The organism is Pseudomonas sp. PSPC2-3 (assembly GCF_049898265.1).
In the GTDB taxonomy this organism is placed as follows: Bacteria; Pseudomonadota; Gammaproteobacteria; order Pseudomonadales; family Pseudomonadaceae; genus Aquipseudomonas; species Aquipseudomonas veronii.
Genome location: NZ_JAFCXJ010000012.1, coordinates 1 through 15,694, shown reverse-complemented (window position 1 = coordinate 15,694; position 15,694 = coordinate 1). Strand labels below are relative to the sequence as shown.

At 61.9% G+C, this 15,694-nt stretch carries 11 protein-coding genes and 2 pseudogenes; 4 read left to right on the top strand and 9 right to left on the bottom strand.

Annotated elements, in window-relative coordinates; genetic code table 11:
• Positions 1–70: 70 nt before the first annotated feature.
• From ACP7E3_RS25905 to ACP7E3_RS25895, 3 genes and pseudogenes are all read left to right on the top strand, one after another.
• Positions 71–1,129 (top strand): annotated as a pseudogene (locus tag ACP7E3_RS25905) (methyl-accepting chemotaxis protein); the annotation flags it as partial.
• Positions 1,115–1,987 carry a methyl-accepting chemotaxis protein gene (locus ACP7E3_RS25900; protein ID WP_371928175.1) on the top strand — a complete coding sequence of 291 codons (873 nt, stop codon included), beginning with the start codon at positions 1,115–1,117 and terminating at the stop codon, positions 1,985–1,987. The pseudogene ACP7E3_RS25905 and the gene ACP7E3_RS25900, both read left to right, overlap by 15 nt.
• Before the next feature lie 142 nt (positions 1,988–2,129).
• A complete protein-coding gene (locus tag ACP7E3_RS25895) occupies positions 2,130–4,037 on the top strand; it encodes a methyl-accepting chemotaxis protein (RefSeq protein WP_426124836.1) in 1,908 nt (635 codons plus the stop codon).
• Positions 4,038–4,040: 3 nt separating this feature from the next.
• Here ACP7E3_RS25895 and ACP7E3_RS25890 read toward each other — a convergent pair whose 3' ends face one another.
• The 9 genes and pseudogenes from ACP7E3_RS25890 to ACP7E3_RS25850 all read right to left on the bottom strand — a co-directional run bounded on the left by ACP7E3_RS25890 (position 4,041) and on the right by ACP7E3_RS25850 (position 14,206).
• Positions 4,041–4,775, bottom strand: a complete 735-nt coding sequence (locus ACP7E3_RS25890; protein ID WP_017849892.1) for an amino acid ABC transporter ATP-binding protein — start codon at positions 4,773–4,775, stop codon at positions 4,041–4,043.
• Positions 4,768–5,727: an amino acid ABC transporter permease gene (locus tag ACP7E3_RS25885; RefSeq protein WP_017849893.1), complete on the bottom strand. Its 960-nt coding sequence runs from the start codon at positions 5,725–5,727 to the stop codon at positions 4,768–4,770. The genes ACP7E3_RS25890 and ACP7E3_RS25885 overlap by 8 nt, the downstream gene beginning before the upstream one ends.
• Positions 5,728–5,935: 208 nt before the next feature.
• Positions 5,936–6,733 carry a transporter substrate-binding domain-containing protein gene (locus ACP7E3_RS25880; RefSeq protein WP_046384982.1) on the bottom strand — a complete coding sequence of 266 codons (798 nt, stop codon included), beginning with the start codon at positions 6,731–6,733 and terminating at the stop codon, positions 5,936–5,938.
• Positions 6,734–6,953: 220 nt separating this feature from the next.
• A complete protein-coding gene (locus ACP7E3_RS25875) occupies positions 6,954–7,754 on the bottom strand; it encodes a transporter substrate-binding domain-containing protein (RefSeq protein WP_046384983.1) in 801 nt (266 codons plus the stop codon).
• Positions 7,755–7,904: 150 nt separating this feature from the next.
• A pseudogene (gene mdoH / locus ACP7E3_RS25870) lies at positions 7,905–10,513 on the bottom strand (glucans biosynthesis glucosyltransferase MdoH).
• On the bottom strand, positions 10,506–12,185 hold the full coding sequence (locus tag ACP7E3_RS25865; protein ID WP_186354518.1) for a glucan biosynthesis protein G: 1,680 nt from the start codon (positions 12,183–12,185) through the stop codon (positions 10,506–10,508). The pseudogene mdoH and the gene ACP7E3_RS25865 overlap by 8 nt, the downstream one beginning before the upstream one ends.
• Positions 12,186–12,508: 323 nt before the next feature.
• Complete coding sequence (gene dtd / locus ACP7E3_RS25860; RefSeq protein ID WP_017849898.1) at positions 12,509–12,946, bottom strand: D-aminoacyl-tRNA deacylase; 438 nt, start codon at positions 12,944–12,946, stop codon at positions 12,509–12,511.
• Positions 12,943–13,914, bottom strand: a complete 972-nt coding sequence (gene pip / locus ACP7E3_RS25855; RefSeq protein WP_017849899.1) for a prolyl aminopeptidase — start codon at positions 13,912–13,914, stop codon at positions 12,943–12,945. Before pip ends, dtd begins: the two co-directional genes overlap by 4 nt.
• Before the next feature lie 103 nt (positions 13,915–14,017).
• Positions 14,018–14,206: a hypothetical protein gene (locus ACP7E3_RS25850; RefSeq protein WP_426124831.1), complete on the bottom strand. Its 189-nt coding sequence runs from the start codon at positions 14,204–14,206 to the stop codon at positions 14,018–14,020.
• A gap of 97 nt (positions 14,207–14,303) precedes the next feature.
• On the opposite strand from ACP7E3_RS25850, the gene ACP7E3_RS25845 reads away from it, so the two are divergent.
• Positions 14,304–15,694 (top strand): DUF6531 domain-containing protein (locus ACP7E3_RS25845; RefSeq protein ID WP_426124829.1); only part of this gene is annotated, 1,391 nt, incomplete at its 3' end.

Genomic DNA, 15,694 nt, shown 5'->3' with positions numbered 1-15,694 from the left:
CTACAGATTCCTGCTGCGCTGCCGATAACCTTCGAATAAGTCCAAGTCTTGTTCCACGGGAGTTCGCAGCATGTATCGTTGGTTAGCCGAAAAGCTGGGGAATGTCAGCGTCAACCACAAGCTGGGCGTGGGCTTTGGCCTGGTGTTGCTCCTTACCTTGTTGATCACCTTCACCGGCTGGACCGGCCTGGGCGATGTGACCAGCCGCGGCGACAAACTGGGGTATATCTCCAGCCTGAGTGTCTTGACCAAAGACCTGCGTATCGCTCGCCTGGACTATGAAATGCGCCGTGGCGAACAAGGCACGGCGGCCGTCAGCGAGCTGCTGAACCGCCTGGACAGCGGCATGAAGACCGCCCGCACGCTGATCGAACAACCCGCCGACATCGCGCTGGTCGATGAACAATTGGCCGCCGTGGACCAATACAAACGCGCATTCAGCGATATGGCGCAAGCCGGGGCCAACCGTGAGGATGCGCGCAGCAAGCTGGGCAATACCGCCGACAATGCGGTGCTCAAGGTGACTGAAGTCGAGAAGTCCCTGCTGCAAGGCGACAGCGTCACCCAGTTCAATAGCGTGGTCGACCTGAGCAAGCTGATCCAGCAAGCGCGCTTCCAGGTCCGCGGTTACACCTACAGCGGCAAGGTCGAGGCTGAGCAACCCGCGCTCGACGCCATCGACAACGCGCTGAAGAAGATCACTGAACTGCAAGGCTCATTGCAGGAGCAATACCAGGCCAACCTGCAGCAGGCCAGTGTCTCGCTGCAAGCCTATCGCGCCGCCGTCAGCCAGTTCCGCGACTCCCAGGTGGCCACCGCCGTCGCACTCAAAACCATGAGCGAGCAAGGCGATATCCTGCTGAACCGCAGCGATAAACTGACGATTTCCCAGACCGCGGTGCGCGACACCGATGCCGCCCAGGCCAAGTACCTGCTCCTGCTGGCCACCGTGCTGGCATTGATCTTTGGCCTGGTGGCCGCCTGGGCGATCACGCGTCAGATCGTCATCCCGCTGAATCAGACCCTCAAGGTGGCCGAGCGCGTTGCCTCCGGCGACCTGAGCCACGACCTGACGTCCACGCGCCAGGACGAACTGGGCCAACTGCAACGTGCCATGCAAAGCATGACCGTAGGCCTGCGCGAATTGATCGGCGGCATCAGCGACGGCGTCACCCAGATCGCCAGCGCCGCCGAGCAATTGTCGTCGGTCACCGAGCAGACCAGCGCTGGGGTCAACAATCAGAAAATCGAGACCGACCAAGTCGCTACGGCCATGAATGAAATGGCCGCGACCGTGCAGGAAGTTGCGCGCAACGCCGAGGAAGCGTCCGAAGCCGCCGTGGCAGCGGACCAGCAGGCCCGCGAAGGCGACAAGGTGGTCGGTGAAGCCATCGCCCAGATCGAACGCCTGGCCACCGAAGTCGGCAACTCCACCGAGGCCATGGGCCATCTCAAGCGCGAAAGCGACAAGATCGGCAGCGTGCTCGACGTGATCAAGTCGGTGGCCCAGCAAACCAACCTGCTCGCGCTGAACGCCGCGATTGAAGCAGCGCGTGCCGGTGAAGCCGGGCGCGGCTTCGCGGTGGTGGCCGATGAAGTGCGCAGCCTGGCCCAGCGCACGCAAAAATCCACGGAAGAGATCGAAGAGCTGATCGTCGGCTTGCAAACGGGCACCCAGCAAGTGGCGACCATCATGGACAACAGCCGTGGGCTGACCGACAGCAGCGTCGAATTGACGCGCCGCGCCGGCAGCGCCCTGGCGAACATCACCCGTACCGTATCGACGATCCAGGCGATGAACTCGCAGATCGCCACCGCCGCCGAGCAACAAAGCGCCGTGGCCGAAGAGATCAACCGCAGCGTGCTGAACGTGCGCGATGTGTCAGAACAGACGTCCTCGGCCAGTGAAGAGACCGCCGCTTCCAGCGCCGAACTGGCGCGCCTGGGCATCTACCTGCAAACCCTGGTCGGACGTTTCCGCATCTGACCGGGCTGGGCGGCGACCCATCCGGGTCGCCGCACTTCAGCATCTTGTGAAATTTCCTACACGCTTATCAGCCCGCCCTCACCCCAAATCGTTTTAGCGTTTGCCTTGTTGCGCAGCGCTTTTTCAGATTTGGAGGTTCATCATGTTTCCTCGGCTGACCCGCTTGCTGGTCAACGCCAGCGTCCGACTCAAACTCGCCCTGGGTTTTGGCCAGGTGCTGGTCCTCAGTTTCATCATCGCCATGACAGGCTGGCAGGCCTTGAATGCCGCACTGTTCCGCTCCAGCAACCTGACGGTGCTGGGCCAACTGGCCGCCGACGCGGAGGCCATGCGCGCCGACCGCATCGTGTACCGAACGCTCACCGACACGGCCAGCCTGGGCAAAATGACGCGGCAGATCGAAAAAATCGACCAGCACCTCGACTACCTGTCAAAACACATGAAAGACCCGACCGACCTGCAACGTCTCGAGGAAGCTGAACGCCTGGTGGCCGCCTTCAAAGCGGTGCTGGTGGAATTGCCGCCGTTGATCGAACAGCGGGAAAACGCCCGGCCACCGCTGCAAAAAGCCGCCCTGCAAGCCAGCGACACCCTCGCGCAACTGTCCAGCGAACTGCCTGACCAGCAAGACCAGCAGGCGCTCGACGCCATCGAAGATCTGCGCCAGGCCATGGAACAGGCCGAAGATCGCGCGCGCAGCCCCGCCTGGGCCGCCGAGTCGTTGCAGGCCTATGCCGAAGCGGTGGGCAAGGCCCTCGACGCCCTGGACGTCGCTCAAGTCGCCGTCACCAGCCTGCCCGTGGACGCCACCCTGCTCAAAACCGACCTCGCGCAATACCGTGCGCTGCTGACCACGCTCAAGCAGGCACAACTCGACACCGAGACCGTGCAAAACCGCTTTGAACAACAACTCAATCAGTTGCTGGCGCAAAGCGATCTGGTCAGCCAGGGCCAGGTGTTCAAACGCGACCGGGAAGCGCAGCACACCCGAACCCTGCTGATCAGCGTCACCCTTGCCGCACTGCTGCTGGGGGCCTTGGCGGCCTGGTGGATCGCCCGGCAAATCGCCGTGCCGTTGCGCGAGGCCTTGGCCGTCGCCAACCGCATTGCCGCGGGCGACTTAAGCGAAAACCCCGCCGTGGAGCGCCGCGACGAACTGGGCCAGTTGCAGCAGAGCATGGCGCAGATGATCCGCAACCTGCGCGGCCTGATCAGCGGCATCGGCGACAGCGCCCGGCAAATCGCCAGCGCGGCTACGCAGCTATCCACCGTCACCGAGCAAACCCGCGCCGGGGTCAACAACCAAAAGGACGAAACCGACCAGGTGGCCACGGCCATGAATGAAATGCTCGCCACCGCCCAGGAGGTCGCCCGACATGCCGAGCAAGCGTCGATCGCGGCGAGCGAAGCCGACCAACAGACCCACCTCGGCGACAAAGTGGTTGCGCAGGCGGTGGAGCAGATCGGCCACCTGGCCAGTGAAATGGCGCTGTCCAGCCGGGCGATGCTGGCGTTGCAGCAGGAGAGCCAACAGATCGGCAGCGTGCTCGACGTGATCAAGTCAGTCTCCCAGCAGACCAACCTGCTGGCCTTGAACGCCGCCATCGAAGCGGCGCGCGCGGGCAGTGCCGGGGAAGGTTTCGCGGTGGTCGCCGATGAAGTGCGCAGCCTGGCCCTACGCACGCAGGAATCGGCCGAGGAAATTGAAGGACTGATCTTGCGTCTGCATACCGGCACCCAGCAGGTGGCGGACATCATGGACAGCAGTCGCAGCCTCACGGACAACAGCGTCAGCCTGACCCGCGACGCCGGCGACGCCCTGGCGGCCATTGCGCGCACGGTGTCGGTCATCCAGGAAATGAACCCGCAGATTGCCGCCGCCGCCGAGGAACAAAGCGCGGTGGCCGAGGAGATCAATCGCAGTGTGTTGAAGGTGCGCGATGTGTCCGAGCAAACCGCCGCGGCCAGTGAAGAAACGGCGGCGGCGAGCGCTCAGTTAAGCCAGTTGAGCCTGGATTTGCAGACACTGGTCGGCAAGTTCAGGCTCTGAGGCTCATAGCACCTGGCGCAGGAAGGCCTGGGCTCGCGGGTCTTTCGGCGCATCGAAGAACTCGGCCGGGGACGCGTCTTCGAGCAGCTTGCCGTGATCGAAGAACAACACCCGGTCCGCCACTTCACGGGCGAAGCCCATTTCGTGGGTGACGCAGACCATGGTCATGCCTTCCAGGGCCAGGGTTTTCATGACGTCGAGCACTTCGCCGACCATTTCCGGGTCGAGGGCCGAGGTGGGCTCGTCAAACAGCATCACCTTGGGCTCCATCGCCAGCGCGCGGGCTATCGCCACCCGCTGCTGCTGGCCGCCGGACAGACGCGAGGGAAACTCGTTGGCCTTTTGCGCGATGCCGACCTTTTCCAGCAACGCCAGGGCCTTGGCTTCACGCTCTTTTTTGCCGCGCTTGCGCACGACTTTCTGCGCCAGGCACAGGTTCTCCAGCACGGTCATGTGGGGGAACAGGTTGAAGTGCTGGAACACCATGCCGACTTCGCGGCGGTAGGCGTTCACGTCGGTTTTCGGATCGGCCAGTTGCAGGCCGTCGATGCTCACCGACCCCGAATCGAACTCTTCCAGGCCGTTGAGGCAGCGCAGGAAGGTCGACTTGCCGGAGCCGGACGGGCCGATCACCACCAGCACTTCGCCCTTGGCGACCTGGGTGGTGACGTGGTCCACCGCGCGCACCACATGGCCACGGGTGTCGAAGACTTTTACCAGATCGCGGACTTCAATCACTTTGCGCGAGCCTCCGCTCAAGCCGGCTGGCCATTTTCGACAGCGGCAGGTTGATCAACAGGTACAGGCCTGCCACGCAGAACAGGATTTCAAACGGCGAAAACGAAGTGGTGATGACTTCGCGGCCGCTCTTGAGCAACTCGGTGATCGCGATCACCGACACCAGCGAAGTGTCTTTCACCAGGCTGATAAATTGCCCGGCCAGGGGCGGCAGCACGCGCTTGAACGCCTGCGGCAGCACCACATGGCGCATCGACTGGCTGGCACTCAAGCCCAACGAGCGCGCGGCTTCGTTCTGGCCACGGGTGATCGACTGCACACCAGCGCGGACGATTTCCGCCACATAGGCCCCGGTGAACAGCGACAGCGCGGCGATCCCGGCAAACTCCCGGGACAGGTTGAGCACCGTGCCGATAAAGAAATAGAAGATGAAGATCTGCACCAACAGCGGCGTGCCGCGCACCAGTTCGACGTAGATCGTCGACAGATCGCGCAAGGTCGGGTTGCTGGACAGCCGGCACAGGCCCGTCGCCAGGCCAATCGCCAAGCCCAGCACGCCGGACACGAAGGACAGCCACAAGGTGGTCCACAAGCCCCACATCAACGGGCCCAGCGCCCACTGCCGGGTCACGCCCACTACATCGCCTTCCGCCACGTCATCGCCGCGCGCCACTTTCAGGCTGTTGTCGGCCACGCTGAGCTTTTGCTCCGTGCCCGCGTCGTTGCGCAGGGTGACTTCGGCCACATCGCCTTTGCGCACCAGCTCGACAACGGTGGAGATATCCGCCGCGCGCTGCGATGTTTCGGCCTGATAGGCGAAATATTGCGGTACGCGGTTCCAGCGCCATTCGTAGGACATCAGCGACGTGGCGTAGTACAAGGCGCCCGCCAGGCCGACGAGCACGACCACGGTCAGCAGGTGCCAGGGCCATTGGGCTTTTTTCTGTTTCATTACTCAACATCCAAAAGGGTCGGGTAAGCCCCCACCTTTGTGGCGGGCGGGCTTGCCCTAATGCCATTCAGTCAAGGCATTTTGTAGGAGCGAGCTTGCTCGCGAAAAACTCAAAGACACCGCGTTTATTCAGCAAGCCAGCGTTATCGTTGACGGCCTTCGCGAGCAAGCTCGCTCCTACAGAAAGCAGGAGCCATAGGAGCCGGCGTTATTCCATGTCCTTGAGCCACTCGGAGCTCTTGAACCACTTGTCATGGATGCGATCGTAGGTGCCGTCGTTCTTGATCTGGTGCAGGAAGTTGTTGATGAAGTTGATGCTGTCGTAATCGCCTTTCTTCAGACCGAAGGCCAGCGGTTCAAAGGTGAAGGGTTCTTCGAGGAACACCAGCTTGCCATTACCGACTTTCTTCTCGGCGACGACGTTGTACGGTGCGTCATACACAAAGGCATCGGCCTTGCCGTTGACCACGTCCAGCACGCCTTCCTGTTCGTTGTCGTAGCCGTGGTATTTGGCCTTGGAGATCAGCTTCTTGGCGACCATCTCGCCGGTGGTGCCGAGCTTGGAGGTCAGGCGATATTTCTCGTCGTTCAGGTCTTTGTAGGACTTGATGGTGCCTTCCAGGTCCTTGCGGATCAGCAGGGTCTGACCAACCACGATGAACGGTTCGCTGAAGTTCAGGCGCAGGTTGCGTTCCTGGGTCAGGGTCATGCCGCTGCCGATCATGTCGAACTTGCCGGTGAGGAAGGCCGGGATGATGCCGTCGTAGCCGGTGGACACCAGCTCCAGCTTGACGCCCATGGACTTGGCCATGGCCTTGAGGATGTCGACTTCGAAGCCGATGATTTCACCACGCTTGTCGGTCATTTCGAATGGCATGTAGGTCGGGTCCATGCCGACCTTCAGCGTGCCGCGCTTGACCGCATCATCGATGGCCCCGGCCTGAGCCACATTGGCCGCGACCAGCGCGGTGACGCCGAGCAGCAGCATCGAAAGATACTTTTTCATCATCAAGTCCCCTGAACGATTCTTATGAAGTCGGCGCGCAAAAAGGGCTGCACCATTTCGGGGTGCGATCCTAACCCACTCGCTGCCCGGTACAAAGGTTTCACCGGTAATAGTTGTCGAGGTATGTCGGAATAGCCCTACAGCACTGCGGCAAAGCGCAGACGTAGACACTTCATTGTCGGGCGAGGGCAATTGATTGATGTGTAAGTAGGTATGACTTTCAGTCGACCTCGGCCATCCAGTCGGTGTCCTTGAACCACTTGTCGTACAGCCGATCGTAGGTGCCGTCCTGGGCCACTTGGTTGAGGAAATGGTTGATCCAGTTCAGGCTGTCGTAATCGCCTTTTTTCAGGCCGAACGCCAGGGGCTCGTAGGTGAAGGGTTGCTCCAGCGCCAGCAATGCCTGGTTTTCCGGCCGGGTCATGGCGATCAGGTTATAAGGCGCATCATGAATAAACGCATCGGCTACACCGCTCACCACCTGGCGCACCCCTTCCTCCGGCGTGGCGAAACTGCTGAGCCGAGCCGCCCCCAGAAACCGCTGCGCCGCCGCCTGCGCGGTAGTGCCTTCGGTGGTGGCGATGCGGTAGCCGGCCTCGTCCAGGTCTTCAATGCTGGCGACCTTGCCGGCCAGGCGCGGGTGCAGCAACACCGTTTGGCCGACCACGATAAACGAGTCGCTGAAATTCAGCTTGAGGTTGCGCTCCTGCGTGACGGTCATGCCGCTGCCGATCAGATCGAATTTCCTCGCCATCAGCCCCGACAGCAACTCGGTGTACGGCACCGCCACCAGTTCAAGCTCGACCCCCAGGGCGCGGCTCATCGCGTGCAGCAAGTCGACTTCAAAACCGACGATACGCCCCTGTTTATCGGTCATCTCGAACGGCACGTAGGTGGGCGTGGTGCCGACTTTCAGCACGCCACGCCGAACGGCGTCGTCCAGCGCGCCGGCCTGCACCAGAGCACCGTGAATCAATGCGACAGCGCCCATCAGCAATGCCGAACAATACCTTTTGATCATGAATCCCCCTGTGCTCGAGTCAAATTTCGGGGGGCGATGCTAACTCAGACACAGGCACGGCAATACGCCTTGAACCAGGGACTTTTGTTTCGAAATAACAAGGAGTTAGAGCTCAAAGGAAGAGACGGGAAACGCTGTAGGACCAGCGCTTCAAGCGCCCCCGAGGAGAACCCTCGGGGGCGTCTGAATCAGGCCGGTTGAGCCTGGGACGACAACGGTTGCAACGGCAGCAATGGCGCGTGCGGGTCGGACTTGAAGGACTGACGCCAGGCGCCCAGCCACTCGGCATGCCCTTCGCTCCAGACCTGCTCGTGCAGGCGGGCCAGGGCCACCGGGTCACTGAGCAGGGCCAGGCGTTCGGCGTTGTTGAGGCCGGTCGGGCCGACTTTCAACGCATAGCGCACGCGCTCGCCACGCAGGTACTCGATCGGCTCCGCCTCACGGTGACGCGAGGTCGCCAGGGCGCAGGCCAGGGCGTTCTGCTGCGGGTCGACTACCGAACGCACGAACCCATCATTGAGGGCGTGCCAGCGGTTTTCGTGGGTGTACTTCTCGGTCGACAGCAGCGCCTGCGGCGGATTGTATTCCTCAGGGATCAGGAACAGGCTCTCGTCACGGGACTTGAGGCCCAGCTTGACCCGGCTGGAAATCACCGACACCGGGATCGACAGCATCAACGAACCGACGATCGGGACCAGCCACCACAGGAAGCTCGGGTTCAACCACACCACCAGCAGCGCCCAGAGGAAGCCGAGCAAGGTTTGCGGACCGTGGCGCTTGACCGCTTCACCCCAGGGGGTGGAGTCGTCGTCACGCTGCGGCGAATTCCAGGTCGCGGCCCAGCCGAGGAACGCGGCGAGGACGAAGCGGGTGTGGAAGATCATCCGCACCGGCGCCAGCAGCATGGAGAACAGCATCTCCAGCAGCATCGACATTGTCACCTTGAACTTGCCACCGAACTCTTTCGCGCCCTTGGCCCAGATCAGGATGACGCTCAGCAACTTCGGCAGGAACAGCAGCACGACGGTGGTGGAGAACAGCGCCACCGCCTTGTCCGGATGCCATTGCGGCCACAGCGGGTACAACTGGCGCGGCGCCATGAAGTACTGCGGCTCCATCAAGGTGTTCACCGCCAGCAACGCCGTCGACAGCACCAGGAAGAAGAACCACAACGGGGCCGACAGGTAGGACATCACGCCGGTGAGGAACACCGCACGGTGGACCGGGTGCATGCCCTTGACCAGGAACAGGCGGAAGTTCATCAGGTTGCCGTGGCACCAGCGACGGTCGCGCTTGAGTTCGTCCAGCAGGTTCGGCGGCAGTTCTTCGTAGCTGCCCGGCAGGTCGTAGGCAATCCACACGCCCCAGCCGGCACGGCGCATCAGCGCGGCTTCGACGAAGTCGTGGGAGAGGATCGCACCGGCGAACGCGCCTTTACCCGGCAACGGCGCGAGGGCGCAGTGCTCGATAAACGGCTTCATGCGGATGATTGCGTTGTGACCCCAATAGTGGGACTCACCCAGCTGCCAGAAGTGCAGGCCGGCGGTGAACAGCGGGCCGTACACGCGGGTGGCGAACTGCTGCATGCGCGCATACAGGGTGTCCATGCCCGACGCCCGTGGCGCGGTCTGGATAATCCCGGCATCCGGCGTGGCTTCCATCAGGCGCACCAGGCTGGTCAGGCATTCGCCGCTCATCACGCTGTCGGCGTCGAGAACGACCATGTACTTGTAGTCACCGCCCCAGCGACGGCAGAAGTCGTCGAGGTTGCCGCTCTTGCGTTTGACACGACGGCGACGGCGGCGATAGAAGATCTTGCCGAAGCCACCGGCTTCGCGGCACACGTCGAGCCAGGCTTGCTGTTCGGCGATGCAGATGTCGGCGTCGTTACTGTCGCTGAGCACGAAGAAGTCGAAGCGGTCCAGGTCACCGGTCGCCGCGACCGACTCGAACGTCGCGCGCAGGCCAGCGAATACGCGGGGCACGTCTTCGTTGCAGATCGGCATCACCAGCGCGGTGCGCGCATTCTTCGGAATCGGCTCGTGACCGGCACTTTTACCGGAGATCCGGTACTTATCGTGGCCGGTCAGCAGCTCAAGGAAGCCCATCAACGCGGTCCAGAAACCGGCCGACACCCAGCAGAACAAGATCCCGAACATAATCAGGATGCTGGTTTGCAGGGCGTATGGCAGCACTTGGGTCGCGGTCTGCAGCAAGGTCTGGTTGCGGATCTCGTCGAAGTCGACCAGCGACCAGCCCTGGTACGGCATGATGCCTTTCATGTACCAGCCGGCCACGATGGTCTGGCCGAGCATCAACACCAGCAGGATATAGCGACGGATCGAACCAACCGTGCGCCAGCGCGCCGCCGGCAGCACGCGCTCGTCTTTCGGCGGCTTCGGCGGGTTGGTCCGGCCGGTCAGCCGGCGCCAGCCGCGCACCAGGATATTGGTGCGCCACGGCTCCGGTACCACCTTGGTCCGACGAATCGGCGGCGTCGCCTTGAGGCACACCCGGCCGCTGGCGTCGAGCGCCAGCATTTCGGCGTCCTCCAGCTCTTCGGCCGTGCTGAGGGTCAACCGGCGGCCAACCGACGCCTGGGCGGCGTCGACCGGCGCATCGAACGCCTTGGACGACAAACGTTCGTGCAGTTCGCTGAAGGATGTGCAGCCCGCCAGTTCGGCGCGCTGCTCTGCGGTCATCGGCAGATGCGCCAGGTACTCGGACAGAGTCTCTGGCTGGACTTGAGAATTACTCATCGGCAGGCAACTGATAGCTCCAGGTTTCGGTCAGGACTTGCTCGGTCTTGATCGGCTCCGGTGTGGCTGGGGCAGCTTCTGGCTGCTTGGCTTCCTTGTCTTTGGCGTCTTTCTTGGCTTGTTTCTCGTGCTGCTTGGCCAAAACCTTGTCAGCCTTGAGCACTTGGGTCGAGACCTTCTCGGGCTCAGGCTGCACGATGTCCTGGACCAGGGCCGCACGCATTTCGGTCGGCTTGCTTGCGTCCTTGATTTTCATGCGCAGGGTCAGGCGCCAGCCTTTGGTGTGCTCGTTGTAACGCACGCTGTTTTCCACCAGCTCGGCGTTGTCACCCACGCTCACCTGGCTGCGCACCGGGGCGTCCGGCAGCAGTTTCTTCAGGGCCGGGCCTTCGAAGTCCACCAGGTACGCGACGCTGCCATCCGGCTGACGGATCAGGTTGGACTGTTTCACGTCGCCGGTGGAACGCAGGGTCTGCTTGACCCAGGCGCTGTCCGGCGAATGGAACGCGGCGTCGTCCAGGGTCCAGTGCAGGCGGTAGGCAACATCCAGCGGCTGGCCGACTTCCGGCAGTTTTTCCGGGCTCCAGAAGGCAACGATGTTGTCGTTGGTTTCGTCGGCGGTCGGGATCTCTACCAGGTCGACGGAACCCTTGCCCCAGTCGCCTTCAGGCTCGATCCAGGCGCTTGGGCGCTTGTCGTAGTTGTCGTCCAGGTCTTCGTAGTGGCTGAAGTTGCGACCGCGTTGCAGCAGGCCGAAACCACGTGGGTTTTCCACGGTGAAGTTGCTGACCGACAAGTGTTTAGGGTTGTTCAGCGGGCGCCAGATCCACTCGCCATTGCCGGCATGGATCGACAGACCGCTGGAATCATGCAGCTCGCGACGGTAGTTGAGGACCTTGGACGGCTGGTTCGCGCCGAACAGGAACATCGAGGTCAACGGGGCAACGCCCAGCTTGCTGACCTTGTCGCGCAGGAACATCTGGGACTTGACGTCGACCACGGTGTCGGTGCCAGGGCGCAGGATCAGGCGATAGGCGCCGGTGGCGCGCGGCGAATCGAGCAGGGCGAAGATCACCAGATGCTTGTCACCCGGCTTCGGACGCTCGATCCAGAACTCGGTGAAACGCGGGAATTCTTCGCCGGACGGCAGCGCGGTATCGATCGCCATGCCACGGGCGGACAGGCCATACACTTGGTCCTTGCCCACGACGCGGAAATAGCTGGCGCCGAGCATGGTCATGATTTCGTCTTGCTTGTCGCCCTTGTTGATCGGGAACAGCACGCGGAAACCGGCATAACCCAGCTGCTCAGTGGCCTTGGGATCAAATTTGACGTCGCCGAAATCGAAGCGCGTCGGGTCGTATTTGATTTCCTGGACGCTGTCGGCGGTGACTTCGTTGATCTTCACCGGTGTATCGAAGTGCATACCCTGGTGATAGAAGGACAGCTTGAACGGGGTGTTCTGATCAGCCCACTCGGCTTTTTCGTTGCGGAAACGAATCTTCTGGTAGTCAGCGAACTTCATTTCGCGGAATTCGTTCGGCAGATTGCTGCGCGGAGCTTCGTATTTCTGCCCGGCCAGCTCTTTCGCCTTGGCCGACACATCATCCAGACTGAATGCCCACAGTTGACCCGCGCCGAACAGGCAAAACAGGGCGGAGCCCGTCACCAGTGCGTTTCGTAACCGTTTGGCAGACAATTTTGGTGCATTACAGGGACTAACAATCACGAGCAACCCTCGCCGAAAACAGATCAAAAAACCAACGGCCAGCTATCTATATGCCAGGTTGGCGAGCATTGTTCCGACTCCCCTGGGGCAAAATGATTCCCCTGAGGCTGTCGGACAAGTCTCTACCTAAGTCAAAAATGGACCAATCAACGCTGATCCCCGTAGCGCGCGATTATCTAGTAGCCCGCGAGACAACGCATCAGGGACAACGAAGTATTTGTAGCGAAACCCTGCGTTTTTAGGCATTAACGTCGTTTTTAATACATTCATGTCTGTAAGAGGAAGGTCACAGGGCCATCATTGACCAAATGAACCTGCATATCCGCACCAAAACGCCCTGACGCCACCTTGCCATGCAATTGTTGCGCTTGTAACAGCAAGTGCGCAAAAAGTGCCGCCCCCAGGGCCGGCGGCGCGGCGGTAGAGAAACTTGGCCGCAGCCCGCTTTTGGTATCCGCCGCCAGGGTGAATTGCGACACCAGCAGCAAACCGCCGTCGATATCCTTGAGCGACAAGTTCATCTTGCCATCGTCGTCGCTGAACACCCGATAGTTAAGCAGTTTGTGCAGCAGTTTGTCGGCGCTCTCGACAGTATCCCCCGGTTCGACGGCCACCAGCACCAGCAAACCCTGGTCGACCGCCCCCACGATTTCGCCCGCGACCTCGACCCGGGCGCCGCGCACCCGTTGCAACAGGCCCTTCATGCTTCTTCAGGCGGCAAGTCCAGCAGACGACGCGCCATCTCGCCGGTCGCGCGCACCAAGGCATCGGTGATGCCCGGCTCGGACGCCGCATGGCCCGCCTCGCGGATCACCTGCAGTTCACTGTTCGGCCAGGCCTGATGCAGCTCCCAAGCGTTATCCAGCGGACAGATCATATCGTAGCGGCCGTGAATGATTACGCCAGGCAGATGGGCGATCTTGTGCATGTCGCGAATCAGTTGGTCGGGTTCCAGGAAGGAATTATTGGTGAAGTAGTGGCACTCGATGCGGGCAATCGACAGCGCGCGCTGGGGCTCGGCGAAACGCTCGATCAACTGCGGGTTCGGGCACAGGCCCAACATGCGCCCTTCCCAGGTGGACCAGGCCTTGGCGGCGTGCATCTGGGCAATCTGGTCGTTGCCGGTCAGGCGCTTGTGGTATGCGGTGAGCAGGTCGTGGCGCTCGTCCTGGGGGATCGGTGCGAGGTAATCCTGCCAGTAATCCGGGAACAGGCGGCTGGCGCCTTCCTGGTAAAACCAGCGGATGTCCTGGGGCCGGGCCAGGAAAATCCCACGCACGATCAGGCCATGCACGCGCTCGGGATGGGTTTGCGCGTAGGCCAGCGCCAGGGTCGAACCCCAGGAGCCGCCGAACAACACCCATTTGTCGATGCCCAGGTGCTCGCGAATGCGCTCGAGGTCGGCGACCAGGTCCCAGGTGGTGTTGTTTTCCAGGCTGGCGCGGGGAGAGGAACGCCCGCAGCCCCGCTGGTCAAAGGTAACGATGTGGTACAGGTTCGGATCGAAATAGCAGCGGCTGTTGGCGTCGCAACCGGAACCAGGGCCACCATGGATGAATACGACGGGCAAGCCTTCGGGGGAGCCACTTTCATCGACATACAGGGTGTGGGTGTCATCGACGGCCAGATCGTGCCGGGCGTAGGGTTTGATCTGCGGGTACCAAGTCTGCATTGCGCGCTCCGTAGGGGGTCGGGTTCATCCCTGGGGGGACGTCTTTTATTTTGCCGTCTGGCACTATAAACCCGAATTGTGCAATGAGCATGTCCTTGAGCACTTAGACCTGTGTCAGCAGTTCGCTAGCCAGGTAAGCCAATAGGCCGTTGTAGAGCCGGTCGCCCTCCTCCACCTCGCTCTGCGCCCACAAACAGACGTGGGACAGGCCTTGGCCGCAGTACAGCAACGCGTTCACGCCCGCCGCTTGCAAGTGTTCGGCATACAAGTGGCGCGTTTGGCCAATTAACACCAAGAGCATTCCTACGAACGCATCGGAAAGTCTCACCTGAGCAAGGCAACCACCGCGTGATTTGATCCGGGTCTTTTTCAAACACGGATCGTTGCGCATGACTGACACGCCTTGGGCTGCCCGCGAGGGCGATGCGCTTCTGCACAGTTCCATGCTGGCCGACGTGTTAGGCGGCGTCCTGGAAATTGCGGCCAGCGTGGCCGTGACGGCCTTGGCGACAGCGGCGGTGGTTGCGGCGGCGGGTGTCACCGTGGCGACTGGCGGCCTCGGCTGCGTTGTACTCGGCGCCGTGGTGGGTGCGGTGGTCGGCGTCGGCATGAGCAAAACCGGCGCGGATAAAGGCCTCTCACGATTATGTGAGTATTTCGCCAATGCCCTGTTTCCTCCCGTCATCGACGCCTTCATCAGCAGCGGTTCGCCCAACGTATTCATCAACGGCAAACCCGCGGCGCGGGCGGCTGGCAAGATCTCGGATGTAATCGCAGCGTCAGAGGGTGAGCCTACTTATCTGGATATCGCTGAAGGGTTTTTCTCTCAGCTATGGCGCCCAACGGTGGCCTCTCCGGTGGCGGGCGCTGCGCCTTGTCCTGGCGATAAAGTCGACTGCCATAAACACGCGCCGATGCCAGAGCAATACATGGCCGAGGGTTCCAGTCGCGTATTTATCAACGGCCAGCCCGCCGTGCGCAGTGGTGATCGGAGCACCTGCGAGGCCAAGGTTGGGACGGTACAGATTTCGCCGAATGTGATCATCGGCGGAGCGCCCGTGGTGGTTCGCGAGATTCGCAGCGGCAAGACGCCCGGTGTCGGGCTGGCGGTGACGGCGCTGCTGACGTTGCGCGGCGGTGGCGCGAAGTTCTTCAGCACGTTGCCGTGCATGGTCGTGGGCGGGCTGGTGTCGTGGGGCAGCAGTCAGGTGAGCAATGCCATCACCTCGGCGGTCGTGGGTTCGCCCAACCCGGTACACAGCGCCACGGGCGCGAAAGTTCTCGACGGTGAAGACGACTTGGACTTCGCCCTGCCAGGCCTGTTGCCTATCGAGTGGCAGCGCTACTACAGCAGCCGGGATGAACGCCGCGATGGCCTGTTCGGCGCCGGTTGGAGTGTGATCTACGAAGTCTTCGTCGAGATGGGTGGGCTTCCTGAGGGCGGCGAGCGCCTGGTCTACACCGACGAGCAGGCCCGGCAGATCGACATGGGCGTGATCCCCTTGGGCGGCGCGGTGTTCAGCGCGGGCGAAGGCCTGAGCGTGCGGCGCCATGCCGACGGGCAGTTGCTGATTGAAAGCGTCGACGGGCTCTATCGGCTGTTCGAACCAACGCCCGGCAACCCGTCGCACCTGCGCTTGAGCCAATTAGGGGACCGCAACGACAACCGCATCCTCCTCGACTATGACGCCCAAGGTCGGCTGAGCCGGTTACGCGATTCCCTCAATGATGTGCGAATCGAACTCGGCTACAAACTCGGCCGGCTCGAGCAGATTGAACG